This is a genomic window from Mycobacterium sp. 1274761.0, assembly GCF_001668615.1.
GTDB lineage: Bacteria > Actinomycetota > Actinomycetes > Mycobacteriales > Mycobacteriaceae > Mycobacterium.
The window spans coordinates 15,500-32,882 of the sequence record NZ_LZMC01000084.1 but is presented as its reverse complement, the minus strand read 5'-3'; the positions used below and the strand labels follow the sequence as shown (position 1 = coordinate 32,882).

The 17,383-nt window shown below is 66.9% G+C and carries 19 protein-coding genes; 11 read left to right on the top strand and 8 right to left on the bottom strand.

The annotated features are described in order from the left end of the window. Window positions 1–8: 8 nt before the first annotated feature. Window positions 9–836, top strand: coding sequence for a tRNA (adenine-N1)-methyltransferase (locus A5651_RS17665; RefSeq protein ID WP_066983601.1), 828 nt, complete (start codon window positions 9–11; stop codon window positions 834–836). Here the strand turns inward: A5651_RS17665 and A5651_RS17660 are convergent. From A5651_RS17660 to A5651_RS17650, 3 genes are read right to left on the bottom strand one after another with little or no spacing between them, the layout of a single operon-like run. Continuing rightward, a complete protein-coding gene (locus A5651_RS17660) occupies window positions 833–1,129 on the bottom strand; it encodes a DUF503 domain-containing protein (protein WP_066983598.1) in 297 nt (98 codons plus the stop codon). The genes A5651_RS17665 and A5651_RS17660 overlap by 4 nt on opposite strands. A 30-nt stretch (window positions 1,130–1,159) precedes the next feature. After that, window positions 1,160–1,648 carry a hypothetical protein gene (locus tag A5651_RS17655; RefSeq protein ID WP_066983595.1) on the bottom strand — a complete coding sequence of 163 codons (489 nt, stop codon included), beginning with the start codon at window positions 1,646–1,648 and terminating at the stop codon, window positions 1,160–1,162. A 38-nt stretch (window positions 1,649–1,686) separates the two neighbouring features. After that, a complete protein-coding gene (locus A5651_RS17650) occupies window positions 1,687–2,184 on the bottom strand; it encodes a hypothetical protein (RefSeq protein ID WP_066983591.1) in 498 nt (165 codons plus the stop codon). A gap of 147 nt (window positions 2,185–2,331) precedes the next feature. On the opposite strand from A5651_RS17650, the gene arc reads away from it, so the two are divergent. Both arc and A5651_RS17640 read left to right on the top strand, forming a co-directional pair. After that, a complete protein-coding gene (gene arc, locus A5651_RS17645; protein ID WP_066983588.1) occupies window positions 2,332–4,152 on the top strand; it encodes a proteasome ATPase in 1,821 nt (606 codons plus the stop codon). A 104-nt stretch (window positions 4,153–4,256) separates the two neighbouring features. After that, the gene (locus A5651_RS17640) at window positions 4,257–4,895 is read left to right on the top strand and encodes a hypothetical protein (RefSeq protein ID WP_066983585.1); all 639 of its coding nucleotides are present in this window, start codon (window positions 4,257–4,259) and stop codon (window positions 4,893–4,895) included. Here the strand turns inward: A5651_RS17640 and A5651_RS17635 are convergent. After that, window positions 4,865–6,028, bottom strand: a complete 1,164-nt coding sequence (locus A5651_RS17635; RefSeq protein WP_066983582.1) for a hypothetical protein — start codon at window positions 6,026–6,028, stop codon at window positions 4,865–4,867. The two genes, A5651_RS17640 and A5651_RS17635, sit on opposite strands and share 31 nt — an antisense overlap. A 15-nt stretch (window positions 6,029–6,043) precedes the next feature. After that, window positions 6,044–7,183: a hypothetical protein gene (locus A5651_RS17630; protein WP_066983825.1), complete on the bottom strand. Its 1,140-nt coding sequence runs from the start codon at window positions 7,181–7,183 to the stop codon at window positions 6,044–6,046. 102 nt (window positions 7,184–7,285) lie between these two features. Here A5651_RS17630 and dop point away from each other — a divergent pair, with 102 nt between their 5' ends. The 4 genes from dop to prcA all read left to right on the top strand — a co-directional run bounded on the left by dop (window position 7,286) and on the right by prcA (window position 10,743). Then, window positions 7,286–8,782 carry a pup deamidase/depupylase gene (gene dop, locus A5651_RS17625; RefSeq protein ID WP_066983579.1) on the top strand — a complete coding sequence of 499 codons (1,497 nt, stop codon included), beginning with the start codon at window positions 7,286–7,288 and terminating at the stop codon, window positions 8,780–8,782. A gap of 127 nt (window positions 8,783–8,909) precedes the next feature. After that, the gene (locus A5651_RS17620) at window positions 8,910–9,104 is read left to right on the top strand and encodes a ubiquitin-like protein Pup (protein ID WP_003887572.1); all 195 of its coding nucleotides are present in this window, start codon (window positions 8,910–8,912) and stop codon (window positions 9,102–9,104) included. Then, window positions 9,101–10,027, top strand: a complete 927-nt coding sequence (prcB, locus tag A5651_RS17615; protein ID WP_082943826.1) for a proteasome subunit beta — start codon at window positions 9,101–9,103, stop codon at window positions 10,025–10,027. The genes A5651_RS17620 and prcB overlap by 4 nt, the downstream gene beginning before the upstream one ends. Then, window positions 10,024–10,743 (top strand): proteasome subunit alpha, encoded by a 720-nt coding sequence (gene prcA / locus A5651_RS17610; protein ID WP_066983574.1) that lies wholly within the window; start codon window positions 10,024–10,026, stop codon window positions 10,741–10,743. Before prcB ends, prcA begins: the two co-directional genes overlap by 4 nt. A 3-nt stretch (window positions 10,744–10,746) precedes the next feature. On the opposite strand, the gene A5651_RS17605 is transcribed toward prcA, so the two are convergent. From A5651_RS17605 to A5651_RS17595, 3 genes are read right to left on the bottom strand one after another with little or no spacing between them, the layout of a single operon-like run. Further along, window positions 10,747–11,619 carry an alpha/beta fold hydrolase gene (locus A5651_RS17605; protein WP_066983571.1) on the bottom strand — a complete coding sequence of 291 codons (873 nt, stop codon included), beginning with the start codon at window positions 11,617–11,619 and terminating at the stop codon, window positions 10,747–10,749. Between the two features lie 20 nt (window positions 11,620–11,639). Continuing rightward, entirely contained in the window at window positions 11,640–13,229 is a 1,590-nt protein-coding gene (locus tag A5651_RS17600; RefSeq protein ID WP_066983568.1) for an alpha/beta hydrolase, read from the bottom strand. Further along, entirely contained in the window at window positions 13,226–13,504 is a 279-nt protein-coding gene (locus tag A5651_RS17595) for a hypothetical protein (RefSeq protein WP_066983565.1), read from the bottom strand. Before A5651_RS17595 ends, A5651_RS17600 begins: the two co-directional genes overlap by 4 nt. 114 nt (window positions 13,505–13,618) lie before the next feature. Here A5651_RS17595 and pafA point away from each other — a divergent pair, with 114 nt between their 5' ends. From pafA to tatA, 4 genes are all read left to right on the top strand, one after another. After that, window positions 13,619–14,977 carry a Pup--protein ligase gene (gene pafA, locus A5651_RS17590; protein WP_156663030.1) on the top strand — a complete coding sequence of 453 codons (1,359 nt, stop codon included), beginning with the start codon at window positions 13,619–13,621 and terminating at the stop codon, window positions 14,975–14,977. Window positions 14,978–15,089: 112 nt separating this feature from the next. Next, window positions 15,090–16,082, top strand: a complete 993-nt coding sequence (locus tag A5651_RS17585; RefSeq protein WP_156663028.1) for a YafY family protein — start codon at window positions 15,090–15,092, stop codon at window positions 16,080–16,082. Then, entirely contained in the window at window positions 16,079–17,050 is a 972-nt protein-coding gene (locus tag A5651_RS17580) for a YafY family protein (RefSeq protein WP_066983562.1), read from the top strand. Before A5651_RS17585 ends, A5651_RS17580 begins: the two co-directional genes overlap by 4 nt. 30 nt (window positions 17,051–17,080) lie before the next feature. After that, complete coding sequence (gene tatA / locus A5651_RS17575) at window positions 17,081–17,356, top strand: Sec-independent protein translocase subunit TatA (RefSeq protein WP_066983559.1); 276 nt, start codon at window positions 17,081–17,083, stop codon at window positions 17,354–17,356. Window positions 17,357–17,383: the final 27 nt, after the last annotated feature.

Here is a 17,383-nt window from a genome sequence, read left to right as displayed (position 1 = left end):
GATGGGCTGTGCCGAAGACCGGTCCGTTCGCCGTTGGCGATCGCGTGCAACTCACCGACGCGAAGGGGCGGCACTACACCATGGTGCTGGCCGCCGGTGGCGAGTTCCACACCCACCGCGGGGCGATCACCCACGACACCGTGATCGGGCTGTCGGAGGGCAGCGTGGTCAAGTCCGCCAACGGCGACCCGTTTCTGGTGCTGCGCCCGCTGCTCGTCGACTACGTCATGTCAATGCCCCGCGGAGCCCAGGTGATCTACCCGAAGGACGCGGCCCAGATCGTGCACGAGGGCGACATCTTTCCCGGCGCCACGGTGTTGGAGGCCGGTGCCGGATCGGGCGCAATGACTTGCTCGCTGCTGCGCGCCGTCGGCCCGACCGGACGGGTGGTGTCCTACGACCTGCGCGACGACCATGCCGAGCACGCCTCGCGCAACGTCGCGACGTTCTTCGGCGAGATGCCCCCCAACTGGGAGCTGGTGATCGGGGATGTCGCGGACTACGCCGGACCCGAGGTGGACCGCGTTGTGCTGGACATGCTTGCGCCGTGGGAGGTGCTGGGCACGATCGCCCGGGCGATTGTGGCCGGCGGGGTGCTGATGGTGTACGTGGCGACGGTGACGCAGCTGTCGCGGGTCATCGAGGCGTTGCGCGAGCAGCAGTGCTGGACGGAGCCGCGGGCGTGGGAGACGCTGCAGCGCGGTTGGCACGTGGTGGGTCTGGCCGTGCGGCCCCAGCAGAGCATGCGCGGGCACACCGCGTTTTTGATCAGCGCGCGAAAGCTGGCGCCGGGAGCTGTTGCGCCGACGCCGTTGCGGCGAAAGCGGCAGGCCTAGTCGTCGTCACTGCGCCGCAGGGCTCGGCGCGCCGAAAGCAGCTCAATTTCCGGCCGCGCGGCGACCAGGCGTTCCGCCGCGTCGAGCACGTCGACGACATGGGCGCGGTCGCCCGCCACCACGGCGATACCCACCCCGGCGCGCCGGTGCAGCTGTTGGGATGCGGTCTCGGCTGCCGACACCCCGAATCTCCTGTGCAGTTCGGCGATTAAAGGCCGTACCGCCGAGCGCTTCTGCTTCAGAGAGCCCACGTCACCGAGTAGCAGGTCGAATTCCAGCCAGCCGATCCACATGTCGCCATCATCGCGGAGGCGATGTCGCGATCATCGCGGAGGCGATGGCGCCGTCGCCCCTTCGCCGTATTCGAGCAGCATGTCTGCGGTCTTGCGGGTCAGCTGCCAGCCGTCACGAAAGGGCGTGAACTCCATCGGAAAGCTGAATGTTCCCGGCGGCTGGTTGGCGGTGGTGACGTTGACGGTCGCCACCACGTTGCCCGCCTCGGTTTCCGACCACTTCAGGTCGGTGACGTCGTAGCTCAACGGCAGTGCGCCGTTGTCGGCGAGCGCCTTGCCGAACTTGTCCAGGGCCGCGGCGTCGTTGGGGCTCGACAGCTCGACGAGCGCGGTCTTTTCTGCCCCTGGCACGGCGGGATCCGATAGCCGGCTCAGCACATCGATCAGCGCCTCGGGCGGGGGCAGCGGAGACGAGACAGGCGGGGCAATCGGCGCGGCCCCGACAGCGGCCGTCGTCGACGGATCGGCGGCCCTCGGCGCGTCGTTGCCACACCCGCAAAGCCCGAACGCCGCCACCATTGCGGTGACGGCGCTCAGAAAAGCGGTACGGCGGAGGATCAGCCCACCAATTCGCCGAGGGCGAACAGCGACTGGCTCGACAGCTGCCAGCCGGTCGGGCTGGGCCCCTGCACGAACGTCAGCGGCATCGAGCGGACGTCGCCGTTGGCCAGTTTCGCGGTGACGTTGGCGGTGGCCGTGTTGCCGTTGGGGACGACGTCGGCCACGGTCGCCTTCAGCGGGAGGTAACCCTTGGCGACTGCGTCGTTGTACTTGACCTCGACGCCCTTACCGGTGAATCGGCCCAGCCCCGCGATGTAGGCCTGCTTGCCGGCGAACTGTCCGCCGGAGCCGAGGGTGTTGACGGTTTCAGTCAGCGCGTCTTTCACGCCGACCACGTCGTCTTCGGGCGCCGCGGGCATCGGGATGTCCCACACCACCGGTTGCACGGCCGGCGACGAATTGATCGTGCCGGATGCAACCGACGTCACACCTGCCGCGGCGCCACCGACGAGGGCAGCTGCTGCAAGGCCGGTAACGAGGGATTTCAGGGTCACGGCTGTCCTTCCGATTGGCCAAGATCAAGCTTCAGATTAACAAGTGTTGCTGGTGTGTCGAATCCCTACACCGCACACAAAGCCTGAATCGCCGGTAGCGTTGAAGTTGTTACTGCACCAACATCTGGTGCGCGGAGGGAGCGCAACATGAGCGAGTCAGAGCGTTCTGAATCCTACGGGTCGTCGTCGGCTGCCGACGACGCGGCCGAGTTGGAACAACTACGGCGCGAGGCTACGGTCCTTCGCGAGCAGTTGGAGAACGCCGTCGGTCCGCAGAGCGGCCTGCGCAGCGCCCGTGACGTGCACCAGCTGGAGGCGAGGATCGATTCGCTCGCTGCCAGGAACTCCAAGCTGATGGAGACCCTCAAAGAGGCGCGCCAGCAGCTGCTTGCCCTGCGCGAAGAGGTCGACCGGTTGGGCCAGCCCCCGAGTGGTTACGGCGTGCTCCTCGGCGTGCAGGACGACGACACGGTCGACGTGTTCACCTCCGGTCGCAAGATGCGGCTCACGTGCTCGCCCAACATCGACGTGAAGACCTTGAAGCAGGGCCAGACGGTCCGGCTGAACGAGGCGCTGACCGTCGTCGAGGCCGGAAACTTTGAAGCGGTCGGGGAAATCTCCACCCTCCGCGAAATTCTTTCCGACGGGCACCGCGCGCTCGTGGTCGGTCACGCCGACGAGGAGCGCATCGTCTGGCTGGCCGAGCCGTTGGTGGGCTCCGAGGACCTGCCCGAGGGGTATGACGACGAGCTGGCCAACGACGAACGGCCGCGCAAACTGCGGCCCGGCGATTCGCTGCTGGTCGACACCAAGGCCGGCTACGCGTTCGAGCGCATCCCCAAGGCCGAGGTCGAGGACCTCGTGCTCGAAGAGGTGCCCGACGTCAGCTACAGCGACATCGGCGGCCTCGGCAGGCAGATCGAGCAGATCCGCGACGCGGTCGAGTTGCCGTTCCTGCACAAGGAGCTCTACCGGGAGTACTCCCTGCGCCCGCCGAAGGGCGTGCTGCTCTACGGCCCGCCCGGCTGCGGCAAGACGCTGATCGCCAAGGCGGTGGCCAACTCGCTGGCCAAGAAGATGGCCGAGGTGCGCGGCGACGACGCCCGCGAAGCCAAGAGCTACTTCCTCAACATCAAGGGCCCCGAGCTTCTGAACAAGTTCGTCGGCGAGACCGAGCGCCACATCCGGCTGATCTTCCAGCGTGCCCGCGAGAAGGCGTCCGAGGGCACGCCGGTGATCGTGTTCTTCGACGAGATGGACTCGATCTTCCGCACCCGCGGCACGGGCGTTTCGTCGGATGTGGAGACGACGGTCGTGCCCCAGCTGCTGTCGGAGATCGACGGCGTCGAGGGGCTCGAGAACGTCATCGTCATCGGCGCCTCCAACCGCGAGGACATGATCGATCCCGCGATCCTGCGGCCCGGCCGCCTAGACGTCAAGATCAAGATCGAGCGCCCGGATGCCGAAGCGGCCCAAGACATCTTCAGCAAGTACCTCACCGAGGATCTGCCGGTGCACGCCGACGACCTGGCCGAGTTCAACGGGGACCGGGCGGCTTGCATCAAGGCGATGATCGAGAAGGTCGTCGACCGGATGTACGCCGAGATCGACGACAACCGGTTCCTCGAGGTCACCTACGCCAACGGGGACAAAGAAGTCATGTACTTCAAGGACTTCAACTCCGGGGCGATGATCCAGAACGTCGTCGACCGTGCGAAGAAGAACGCGATCAAGTCGGTGCTGGAGACCGGGCAACCCGGCCTGCGCATCCAGCACCTGCTCGACTCGATCGTCGACGAGTTCGCCGAGAACGAGGACCTGCCCAACACCACCAATCCCGATGACTGGGCACGGATCTCGGGTAAGAAGGGCGAACGGATCGTCTACATCCGCACGCTGGTCACCGGCAAGAGTTCGTCGGCCAGCCGCGCGATCGACACCGAGTCCAACCTGGGCCAGTACCTGTAGCGGCTTTCCCATTTGCCGCGAGCGTGCGTGTCTGCGACACGACCCGCCGCGCAACCTCGACATTTTGCGCACGCTCGCGGGCGATCGAGGGCTACCGTCGCGACATGCCCAACCACAATGTCACGACGATCGAGGGCGTCTACGGCAAGCGCTACGGCGAAGTGCTGCTCGTCAGCGCGACGGAGTCAGGTCCACAGGCGACGGTGTACAACACGTTTCCGCTCAACGATTGCCCGGCCGAGTTGTGGGAGGCGTTGGACGCCAAGGCGATCGCCGACGAGAACGGCGCCGTTGCGGCGCTGTTGAACGGTCCCCGCTACTGGCTGATGAGCCGTATCGGCAAGGTCGGCCGAGAAGAACTGGCGCGCAAAACCTTCGGCGGCCTGGAGATGATCCGGCAGGCCACCGTTGCGCTCTCGTCGATGAACCCCGCGCCATATCACGAGAACAAAGTGGACCGGAAAGCTGTGTTTACGTTCGATGCCGGCCGCGACATCTACGAGCTGGTCGACCCCGACGGTAGGCGCTGGATCATGCAGACCTACAGCCAGACCGTCGATGCGAATCTGACGCTCAGCGATCTGCCCGGCCTTGCGCAGCGACTGTCGCTGCCGCCGGGATGGGGCTTTGAGGCGAGCACACCTGCCTCACCCGTCGTCGTCGACACGACAGGGCGAGACGCGAGCGTGATCCAGGATGATCTTGCCAACAGCTACTCGCTGCAGCCCTCCATCTCGAGATAGGCGTCGCGGCCGGCCAGGCTCACCGCGACGTCGGACACCAGCGGGTCGAAGAAGCGCTGCCGGTACAGCGGGTCCACGCTGGTGCTCACCGTGAAATACAACCCGGAAAGCACCGCCACGAACAGCGATGTATGCACGACGGTCTGCGGTATCGGGATGTGAATGCCGAACCAGGTTCCCGCGCACGGTGGTTCGCCGACGGGGCAGCTCGCTTCGGCTGACCACAGGACCGTCACATCGTCGGGAACCGCGATGACGCCCAGCGCCAGGAAGAACGCGAACAACCCGGCGGTGAAGAACACCACCTGGATCGCCTGCGACACCACCATCACCGCGACGACGTTGACCTGCTCGGCGAGTGACAGGGCGGTCCGCGGCGGCTGACGCCCCGCTTCGATCGCAAGCGGTGTGCCCGCCAACAGTCGCGCCGGATCGTGCTGCTCGGCCCGATCGTCGCGCAGCGCTCGTACTTCGTCGCGAATCGTCGTGACCATGAAGGCGATTGCCACCAGCGCGAGGAATCCCACTGTCTGCCAGAGCCGTTGGCGCGTCATCCGGGCGGCGAGCTGCCACAGCTCCCCGGTGAAATAGACGACGACGGTCAGCATCAGCAGCGGCAGCGCACGGCTCATCAGCGTGCCGAGGGCACCGACTTGCACGAGCGCATACCGGAACGCCCACAGTGCAATTGCCCCGAAACCGAGGTAGGTCAGCCACACGACGATCAGCGCGACGACCGCGAAACCGAACGCTTCTGCCGCGGCTATGCCCGAAAATCCGCTGTCGGCGAACGGAAGTCCGAACACGAAGAGTGCCATCACCACCAGCGCGGCAGAACGTCGACCCGCCTTGCCCAGCGTCGTGCCCGATTGATGCAGCAGACCCAACGTCACCGGAGCGGCGATCAGCAGCAGGGTCAGCACCCCGAGCCGGATCACGTTGCCGAGGTCGGGCTCGCCGCCGGTGAGCTCGGCCAGCATCATCGTCACTGAGATGATCGCGCCGACACCGCTGACCACCGGCGCCGAGCGCTCGATCAGTGCCCGTGAGCGCACCCGGCGGGTCAACACCAGCGGCAGTCCGCGATGCAGGAACCACTGGTGCACCTCTCGCATTTGTGGCACGGCAGACATTGTGCGGGACAAACGCTACGAATGGGTGTGCGGCGCAACGGCGGCGCGATATCGGCTTCGCGCGACCAGCGTCAGGCGGAGGTCATCGATCAACGGGTCGAGGAAGCGGCTGCGGTAATCAGCGTCTCCGACCGCTCGCGCGCTGACATACATGAACGTCAAGCCGGCCAGAAACAAACTGACCTGGATGAGTGATTGCGGAACCGGCAAGGTCATTCCAAGGAATTGGCCATCGCTGGATCCGTTGCGCGTCCACTGCGCCAACAAATCCGGGCTCAGCAGGATGAGGCCGAGTACGAAAAAGATCAGCCCGGCGACCATCGCCACCAGCGACACCTGGAGCACCTGGGATGTGACGAGGACGAAGACCACGTTGACACGCTCACGGCGGGACAGTGCAACAGCCGATGTCGGATCGGCCATCGTCTCGAAGGGCGTACCGCTCAACCGAATATTGTCGTCGGACGATTGGCGGGTCCCCGACAACATCGGCCGCACTCGGTCCACGGTGGCCGACGCGATGAACGCGATAGCGATGACACCGAGGAACGCCAGCGCCAGCCACAGCCGCGAGCGACTGACAGTGGATGCCATCACCCACACGTAGGTATTGAAGAAGACGAGCACCGTCAGCAGCACCACAGGCAGCGCGCGGACGAACAGCGGGCCGATATAGGTGAGGTTGTCCACCGCCGTGTGCAGCCCCCAACCGAGGATGGAACCGACTCCGCATGCGGTGAGCGCCACCACGACGGCTATCACGACCGCTTCGAACAAGAGGTTGGCCACGATCCGTTCACTTGGACCGCCGAGAATGCCGCCCGCGACCACTACCATCAGGGAGATGACCGCCGCGACAGTGCGGTTTCTCACGCTGCCGATGCGCGCCACCCCCCAGCCGACTGCTGCCGCCACCGGCAGCACCAACACCAGCAGCCCGAGCACGAACCATTCCGTGCGCGTGGGATGACCGTCGATGTCGATGGTGTGCTTGCCCGTGATCTGAACGACGACGATCGAGTTGGCCATGAACACCGCGAACACGGCCAGCACGGGCGCCGATCGTGGCCACAACCGGCGCAGCAATGCACCCGGACGCAGCACCGCGGGCAGCCCCCGCTGCAGAAACCATGCGTCGGCGGCGCGCCTGCGCATCACTTCCTCCGACGCGGCCGCTCCCGCCGCCCCGCCCGCTGTTCGGTCTCGCTGCCACGGCACGGTCGAAGGCTACTGTGCGCCGTCACCTAGGCTGGATGCATGCAACGGATTATCGGAACGGAGGTCGAGTACGGCATATCCTCGCCGTCCGACCCCACCGCCAATCCGATCTTGACGTCGACGCAGGCGGTGCTGGCGTATGCCGCCGCCGCGGGCATCCAACGGGCCAAGCGGACCCGATGGGACTACGAGGTCGAATCGCCGCTGCGTGACGCGCGCGGCTTCGACCTGAGCCGGTCGGCGGGCCCGCCGCCGGTCGTGGACGCCGACGAGGTCGGTGCGGCCAACATGATCCTGACCAACGGGGCGCGGTTGTACGTCGACCACGCCCACCCGGAGTACTCGGCGCCCGAGTGCACGGACCCGCTGGACGCGGTCATCTGGGACAAGGCAGGCGAGCGGGTGATGGAGGCCGCCGCGCGCCATGTGGCCAGCGTGCCGGGCGCGGCGAAGCTGCAGCTGTACAAGAACAACGTGGACGGCAAGGGCGCCTCCTACGGCTCTCACGAGAACTACCTGATGAGCCGGCAGACACCGTTCTCGGCCGTGATCGCGGGCCTGACGCCGTTCCTGGTGTCCCGCCAGGTGATCACCGGCTCCGGTCGGGTCGGGATCGGCCCGTCGGGTGATGAACCCGGCTTCCAGCTGTCGCAGCGATCGGACTACATCGAGGTCGAGGTCGGGCTGGAGACCACGCTCAAGCGCGGCATCATCAACACCCGCGATGAGCCGCACGCCGACGCCGACAAGTACCGCAGGCTGCACGTGATCATCGGCGACGCCAACCTCGCCGAGACGTCGACGTATCTGAAGCTGGGCGCCACCTCGCTGGTACTGGACCTGATCGAAGAGGGTATGGACCTCACCGATCTGGCGTTGGCGCGGCCGGTGCACGCCGTACATGTCATCAGCCGTGACCCGTCGCTGCGCGCAACCGTCGCGCTCGCCGATGGCCGCGAACTGACCGGCCTTGCCCTGCAAAGGATCTACCTTGACCGGGTGGCCAAGCTGGTGGACAGCCGCGACGCCGACCCGCGCGCCGCCGACATCGTCGAAACCTGGGCGCACGTGCTGGATCTGCTCGAACGCGATCCGATGGAATGCGCCGAGATTCTGGACTGGCCGGCGAAACTCCGCCTGCTCGAGGGCTTCCGCAACCGGGAGAACCTGAACTGGTCGGCACCACGGCTGCACTTGGTCGACCTGCAGTACTCCGACGTCCGCCTCGACAAGGGTCTCTACAACCGGCTCGTGGCGCGCGGTTCGATGAAGCGGTTGGTCACCGAACAGCAGGTCCGTGACGCCGTCGACAACCCGCCGACGGACACCCGCGCCTATTTCCGCGGCGAGTGCCTGCGCCGCTTCGGCGCCGACATCGCGGCCGCCAGCTGGGACTCGGTGATCTTCGACCTCGGTGGCGATTCGCTGGTCCGGATTCCCACCCTCGAGCCGCTGCGGGGCAGTAAAGCCCATGTCGGAGCGCTGCTGGACTCCGTCGACAGCGCTGTGGAATTGGTGGAACAGCTCACCACTTGAGTTGTCCCCACCCGCCACCCTGACGCGTGCTATCGCAGGCAATTCGGCCGCCGAACGGTAGGGTGGAGGAACGGCGGGCGGCGACACGGCCCGTCGGCGACTGGCGCAGACGATGCAGGAGGCAGCGATGGCTCAGGAGCAGACCAAGCGTGGCGGTGGTGGCGGGGAGGACGACGACCTCACCGGCAGCACGGCCGCCGGGCAGGAGCGTCGCGAGAAGCTGGCCGAGGAGACCGACGATCTGCTCGACGAGATCGACGACGTTCTCGAAGAGAACGCCGAAGACTTCGTGCGCGCATACGTCCAGAAGGGCGGACAGTGAGCTGGACGCACCGCGATCAGCTGTTCTTCCCCCCACCTCTTCCCGGCGCACCCTCCATTCCTCAAAACTTCTATGCTCCTCACGTGCGCGTGGACTTGTCATCGTTTTCTGAACTGCTGCGCCGCCAGGCGCCCGAACTGTTACCCGTGAACAGAGCAGCCGCCCCTCAGCCGGGCGATGCGCTTCCGCACGGCACCACGATCGTCGCGCTGAAATACCCCGGCGGCGTGGTGATGGCAGGCGATCGCCGCTCAACGCAGGGCAACATGATTGCCGGCCGTGATGTGCAGAAGGTCTACATCACCGACGACTACACGGCCACCGGGATCGCGGGCACCGCGGCCATCGCCGTCGAGTTCGCCCGCCTCTACGCCGTCGAACTCGAGCACTACGAAAAGCTCGAGGGCGTCGCGTTGACCTTCGCGGGCAAGGTGAACCGGCTGGCCACCATGGTCCGCGGCAACCTCGGGGCTGCACTGCAGGGCTTCGTCGCGCTGCCGCTGCTGGCCGGTTTCGACCTCGACGATCCGAATCCCGAAGCCGCAGGCCGCATCGTGTCATTCGACGCGGCGGGCGGATGGAACTTCGAGGACGAGGGCTACCAGTCGGTGGGCTCGGGATCGATCTTCGCCAAGTCGTCGATCAAGAAGCTGTATTCACGGGTCACCGACGCTGACTCGGCGCTGCGGGTCGCTGTCGAGGCGCTGTACGACGCCGCCGACGACGATTCCGCGACCGGGGGCCCGGATTTGGTGCGTGGCATTTACCCGACGGCCGTCATCATCGGTGCCGACGGCGCCGAAGAAGTGCCCGAGCAGCGCATCGCCGACTTCGCCCGGCAGGTCATCGAAAGTCGTTCGCGGTCGGATACTTTCGGGCCTGACGCGGTTCACCGGTCGACGGATGCGCGGGGAGATTCGTGAGCTTTCCATATTTCATCTCGCCCGAGCAGGCGATGCGCGAGCGCTCGGAGCTCGCGCGTAAAGGCATCGCCAGGGGCCGCAGCGTCGTCGTGCTGGCTTACGCCGACGGTGTGTTGTTCGTTGCGGAGAACCCGTCGCGGTCGCTGCAGAAGGTCAGTGAGCTCTACGACCGCGTCGGCTTCGCGGCCGTCGGCCGGTTCAACGAATTCGACAACCTACGGCGTGGCGGGATCCAGTACGCGGACACCCGCGGCTATGCCTACGCCCGCCGTGACGTGACTGGCCGCCAGCTGGCGAACATCTACGCGCAGACTCTGGGCACCATCTTCACCGAGCAGGCCAAGCCCTACGAGGTCGAGCTGTGCGTCGCCGAGGTCGCCCACCACGGTGAGACCAAACCCCCCGAGCTCTACCGCATCACCTACGACGGCTCGATCGCCGACGAACCGCACTTCGTGGTGATGGGTGGTACGACGGAGCCGATCATCGAGAAGCTCAACGAGAGCTACGCCGAGAACACGACCCTGGCCGATGCGGTAGAGATCGCGATCAATGCGCTCACCGCAGGCGGAAACGGTTCGGACAACCGCACGCTCGGGCCCGAGACCCTCGAGGTCGCGATCCTCGATGCGAACCGCCCGAGGCGGGCGTTCCGGCGGATCACCGGACCGGCGCTCGAATCCCTGCTGCCGCAGGACTCTTCCAGTTCGGAGTGACGCTCACCCGGTGAGGCGCGCGAGGATCACGTCAGCCAACTCCTGAGGACACTCCAGCGGGGTGAAGTGCCCGACGCCGTCGATCCGACGCGTTCTGGCGTCGACGAAGTAGCCGTCCAGGTGATCGGCCCACTCGAGCGGGAACAACGGATCATGTTGCGGCAATAGCACCTCCGTCGAGGCGGCAATCTTGATGGCGCGGTCAGGCGGCGGCTCGGTCAGCGACTGCGCGACCATGCCGGCACCAGCCCGATACCAGGCGATCGACGCCGAAAACGCGCCGGGCAGGGCGTAGTCGGACGCCAGCTGCTCCAGATCATCGTCCGGCAGAACGAAATTCGGCCCCGACCAATGAGTCCAGAAGTGGCGCAGATATTCCCGCACGGTGTCGAGGTTGCCGTCCATCAGCCCCTCGGCCAGCGGCAGCTGGTGAAACGCCTGATACCAGTACTCCCGCTGCGACTTCGGGTTGAGCACACGGGTGCCGGCGCCGGGCAACGGCGGGGACAACACGAGCGCTGCCGCCAGGTCGGGATACATCCGCGCCACGCTTTGTGCCACCCGGCTGCCGATGTCGTAGCCGACGAGCACGACGTGCGACAGGCCCAGCTCGTTGACGAGCCCCACCACGCTGGCGGCCTGCGCGCTGGCACTGTAGAAGTGACGCACGTCGACGGCATGCTTGTCGGAGCCGCCGAAACCGCGCAGATCGGGGACGATCACGTCGGCGGTGTCGGCCAGTAGCGGCACCACGCGGCGGTAGTCGTGCCGGTTGCCCGGCCATCCGTGCAGCAACACCACCGCGGGTGCGCCGGGGGTGCCGTGCCGGTCGAATGCCAGCCGGAACCCGTCGACCGGGCTGCTGCGGGACGACATTGCTCAGATTGTGCCAACGCTCATCCCGCTTTGTGCAGAGTTAGCGAATCGCCCGTGATCACCGCCAGGATGTTGCGCCAGGAATCCGATGGCGCGTTGACGATGTCGGTGTGTGCCTGCGGCCCGGCCATCGGCCGACCGTCGTCGTAATCGCCTGGGGCCAAGTGGATTACGTCCGGCATGGTGTCCGGGTCGGCGCCGTGCGGGCTGGTCGGGCTGCCCTGGACCAGTCCGATGGGATCACCGGGCGCGGTCATCGAGAACCTCAGCACGTCGGGATTGCGGTTGTGCCAGTCGGAGGGATCGTCGACACCGACGCCTGCGCCCGCGGCCGCGAGATAGAGAGTGCGGTCGGCCGTCAGACCGAAAACCTCAGCGGTGCCGAGGATTGAACCGCCGTAGGAGTGGCCGACATAGGTGACCGGAATGCTGCGACCGGTGGCGTCGACGGTGCGGTCGACGTCCTCGCTGAACGCCACCAGTCGCGGTGCCATGTCGAGCGCGTAGCGCGGATCTGCCGCGTCGACGGCCCCGGCGACCAGCGTGCTGCCTCGCGGGAACGGGCCACCGAGGTAGGTAATGGCCGCCACCTCCCCGCGCGTGGCCGCAACGAACCGGCGAGCCGTGGTGGTGTTGGCTGCCGAACCTTCGATCGTGGTGTTCATGCCGGGCACCATGACCGCGACGCTCTTGGCCGCGGCCAGGTCGCCGTTGAGTTCGATCAACGACGCCCGGTCGGGATCGAAGGCCAGAATCTGGCGGCCGATGCGTCGGCCGCTGCGCGCCGGGTCGTCGACCTCCGCGAGCAACCCCTGGTAGAAGGCGATGCGCGCCTGCGCTCCCGGACGGTTCTCGCGGCGTTCATCGACGATCGCCTTGGCGACGTTGACCCGGTTGGCCGCAACGCGCATGTCCCAAGGGACCCCATCGGTGTTGCCTACCTGCTTGGGAAAGTCGTCGATCAGCGCTTGCTGTTGATCGGGCGTCATCGCAGCGATCTGGCTAGCGATGCGGTCCTGGCTGATCGCCGACCAGCCCGCGACGACATCGGCGAGAGGGATCGGTCCCGCCCCGGCCGCCACCGTCTGGACCTTAGGAGCGTGGGCTGGAGTGAGCGCCTCGGTGATGTCCCGCGCGGCGTCGGCATCCGCTGAGCCGAGGTGATCGAGGGCAGCAGCGATCTGGGAGCTCAACACGTCGGCCGTCACCGCCACGCTGCCGCCGGTCAGGGAAACTATTGGGCGCGACGGGTCACCTCCGGTCACGGCGCCGTCGTCGGCGACCGTAAAGCCCTGGCCGCGTGCGGTGGCGACGAGGGCGACGATGTCGTCGCGGGCAGTTCTCATCTGTGCGGCACCGTCGCGCGTCGCGACGGCGGCGGCGATCAGGCACCGGGTCACCACCGCGCCGGTAGATGCGATCGTGGCGCCGTGCTCACGGGCTGCGTCGGCTGCCGCTCCGGTCCAGAAACGCTTGCTGCCGTCGATTTTGCGCGCGACCGCGTCGATCCATGACTGCAAATCTGTTGCGGCACGGTCCCATTCGTCGGCCGTTCCCAGGAGCGCGTCGGGCCGCCACGCTTCGGCCTGCGCTACCGTCGGCCTGCTCATCGGGGTGGGAAGCGGTCGGCGCTGCGGCCGTCGGCCCCCTCGATGGCGTCGGCGGTCATCCGCGCGGCGACCGCCCAGGCGCGCATGTTGCCGATGACATCGGTGAGCTTCGCGGCGATGAGGTCGGTGGCGGCCACACCGCTGACGGCCGAGCCCCTCAGTTGGTCGGCTGGCAGGGCCGGCCAGTGCAATTGGGCGATCGTGTCGGCGGCTTCGGTGACGTGGTCGCCGACGGCGCGCAGCGCGCTCAGATCGACTTCGGTGTTTCCCCCCATGCCTCATGCTGGCAGATCAGCGAGCCGCGACGCCGACGTTATCCACAGGCGACGGGAAACGGATCGGCGCGGCTATCGCGCCGCCAGTCCTAACCACCCCGTAAGCTCGATGACGTGCAGCGGCGGATCATGGGCATCGAGACTGAATTCGGTGTGACCTGCACCTTTCACGGGCATCGTCGATTGAGTCCTGACGAGGTTGCGCGCTATTTGTTCCGGCGGGTCGTGTCGTGGGGTCGCAGCTCGAACGTCTTCCTCCGCAATGGCGCCCGGCTGTATCTCGACGTCGGCAGCCATCCGGAGTACGCGACGGCCGAATGCGACAGCCTGGTTCAGCTGGTCACCCACGACCGTGCGGGCGAGCGGGTCCTCGAGGATCTGCTGATCGACGCCGAGCAGCGGCTGGCCGACGAGGGCATCGGCGGCGACATCTACCTGTTCAAGAACAACACCGACTCGGCCGGCAACTCGTACGGCTGCCACGAGAACTACCTGATCGTGCGGGCGGGAGAGTTCTCGCGCATCTCCGACGTGCTGCTGCCGTTCCTGGTCACCCGCCAGCTAATCTGCGGCGCGGGCAAGGTGCTGCAGACGCCCAAGGCCGCGACTTTCTGCCTGAGCCAGCGTGCCGAGCACATCTGGGAAGGCGTGTCGTCGGCGACCACCCGCAGCCGCCCCATCATCAACACCCGCGACGAACCGCACGCAGACGCCGAGAAGTACCGGCGCCTACACGTCATCGTCGGCGACTCCAACATGAGCGAGACCACCACGATGCTCAAGGTGGGCACCGCGGCGCTGGTCCTTGAGATGATCGAGTCCGGTGTGGCGTTCCGCGATTTCTCGCTGGACAACCCGATCAGGGCGATCCGGGAGGTCAGCCACGACCTGACCGGTCGACGGCCGGTGCGGCTGGCCGGCGGACGACAGGCCAGCGCTCTGGATATCCAGCGCGAATACCACTCGCGCGCCGTCGAGCACCTGCAGACCCGCGAGCCCAACCCGCAGATCGAGCAGGTCGTCGACCTGTGGGGCCGCCAGCTCGACGCCGTCGAGAGCCAGGACTTCGCCAAGGTCGACACCGAGATCGACTGGGTGATCAAGCGCAAGCTGTTCCAGCGCTACCAGGACCGCTACAACATGGAGTTGTCCGATCCCAAGATCAGCCAGCTGGACTTGGCGTACCACGACATCAAGCGGGGCAGGGGCGTGTTCGATCTGCTGCAGCGCAAGGGGCTGGCCGCTCGCGTTACCACCGACGAGGAGATCGAGGACGCGGTCAACACCCCGCCGCAGACCACGCGAGCGAAGCTGCGCGGCGAATTCATCAGCGCCGCACAGGAAGCCGGCCGCGACTTCACCGTCGACTGGGTGCATCTCAAGCTCAACGACCAGGCGCAGCGCACCGTGCTGTGCAAGGACCCGTTCCGCTCGGTTGACGAGCGGGTCAAGCGGCTCATCGCCAGCATGTAGCGCCCCGCCCTGCATCGATTCTGCGGGGAGATCGCAACTTCAGGTCGAAAGCCGATCTGTGAGCAGACTCGAGCGCTCGGCGCTGAGGACCGACGCCCTAAGCTGTGAACCCGTGGGGATCTCCAAAGTCGAGCGGCTGATGAACCTTGTCATCGCGCTGCTGTCCACCCGCACTTTCATCAGTGCAGAGCGGATCAGAGAGACCGTCTACGGCTATTCGGACAGCGCTAGCGACGAGGCGTTCTCGCGGATGTTCGAGCGCGACAAGAACGAGCTGCGCGATCTCGGCATCCCGCTGGAGACCGGCCGCGTCTCCCAGTTCGACCCGACCGAGGGTTACCGCATCAACCGCGAGGCCTACGCATTGCCCGCCGTCGACCTCACCGCCGATGAAGCCGCCGCCGTCGCCGTTGCCACCCAGCTGTGGGAGTCGCCGGAGCTGATCACCGCCACCCAGGGCGCTCTGCTCAAGCTGCGGGCCGCGGGCGTAGACGTCGACGCCGGTGATGCAGGCATCGCCATCACCCCGACGGCCGGCATGCCCGGCCTCCGCGGATCCGAGGACGTGCTGGGAATCCTGTTGTCCGCCATCAATTCCGGCCAAGCCGTGCAATTTCCACATCGGCCATCCCGCAGCGAGCCCTACACGACGCGCACGGTCGAGCCGTGGGGTGTGGTCACCGATCGCGGGCGTTGGTACCTCGTCGGCCACGACCGCGACCGCAACGACACCCGGACGTTCCGGCTGTCACGCATCGGCAGCGACGTGAAGGCCATCGGCCCGACCGCTGCGGTGAAGCCCCCCGATGGGGTGAACCTGCGCGAGATCGTTCACAGGGTCACCGGTGAGACACCCTCGGGAACGCAGGCGAAGGTCTGGGTGGCCGACGGGCGCGCCACCGCGCTGCGCCGGCTCGCGACCGTGCTGGGGCCGCGGGTGCTCGACGGCCGCGACGGCGAGGAGATCAGCATCGACATCGGAATGTCAGACCGGCTTGCTCGCGAGATCGCCAGCTACGGCGCCGACGCGGTGGTGCTCGAACCGCAGTCGCTGCGTGACGAGGTGCTCGACCGGCTGCGTGCGCAGGCGGGGGTTGCGCAGTGACCCCTGTTTCGGAGCGGCTGGTGCGGCTGCTCAACATGGTGCCGTACTTCCAGGCCAACCCGAAGATCACCTACACCGAAGCCGCGTCCGATCTCGGTGTCACCGAGAAACAGCTGCGCGACGACCTCAACCAGCTGTGGATGTGCGGCCTGCCGGGCTACGGGCCGGGCGACCTGATCGACTTCGAATTCTCGGGTGACACCATCGAAGTCACGTTCTCGGCGGGCATCGACCACCCGCTGCGACTGACCTCGCCGGAAGCCACCGGTGTCCTGGTGGCGCTGCGGGCCCTGGTCGACGTGCCCGGCGTGGTCGACCCGAAGGCCGCCCGCAGCGCAATCGCGAAGATCGAATCCGCCGCAGGCACGGTCACCCACGGACACGAAGCCGCGGTCGACGAGCCCGCGCCGGTGGAAAGCCAGGCCGCCGCTGCCGTGCGCGAGGCGGTGCGCGGCAACCGGGCCCTGTCCATCGAGTACTACTCGGCCTCCCACGACGCGCTGACCAGCAGGGTCGTCGACCCGATCCGCGTCGTGCTGGTCGCCGAGCACAGTTATCTGGAAGCGTGGTGCCGTACCGCCGAAGGAGTGCGGCTGTTCCGGTTCGACCGCATCGTCGACGCCTCCGTCCTCAACGAGCCGTCGGCCCCACCCGAACCAGCCGTCAACGCCCCGCCCCACACCTCGCTGTTCGACGCCGACCCGTCGCTGCCGTCGGCGACGCTGCTCATCGACCGCTCGGCGTCCTGGATGTTCGACTACTACCCCCTGCGGGTCACCCGCGAGCTGCCCGACGGCGCCTGCGAGGCGGAGATGACCTACGCCTCCGACGAGTGGATGGCCCGGTTCGTGCTGGGCTTCGGGTCCGGAGTGCGGGTCCTCGCGCCGGAATCGCTGGCTGAGCGCGTGCGGGAAACGGCCGTGGCGGCCCTGCGTGCGTATGGGGTCGACGCGAGGCCGGGCAGGTAGACTCGCGCCAGACGTCTGGAGGTAATCAAATTGGGCGGTCTACAACCCTGGCACTGGGTAATCGTCATCGCTGTCTTCGTCCTGCTCTTCGGGGCCAAGAAGCTTCCGGATGCGGCTCGTTCACTCGGTAAGTCGATGCGGATCTTCAAGTCGGAGATCAAGGAGATGCAGTCCGAGTCCAAGCCGGAGGCCGATAAACCTGCGACCCCGATCGCTTCCGAGCGCGTCGAGGCCCCTGAATCGCATTCGTCCGATGTCGCCGGCCAGGCGGCTCCGGCCGAGCCCACCGACAAGCGCCCGGCCTGAGCCCACGCCGACCGAACGCGGCAAGCT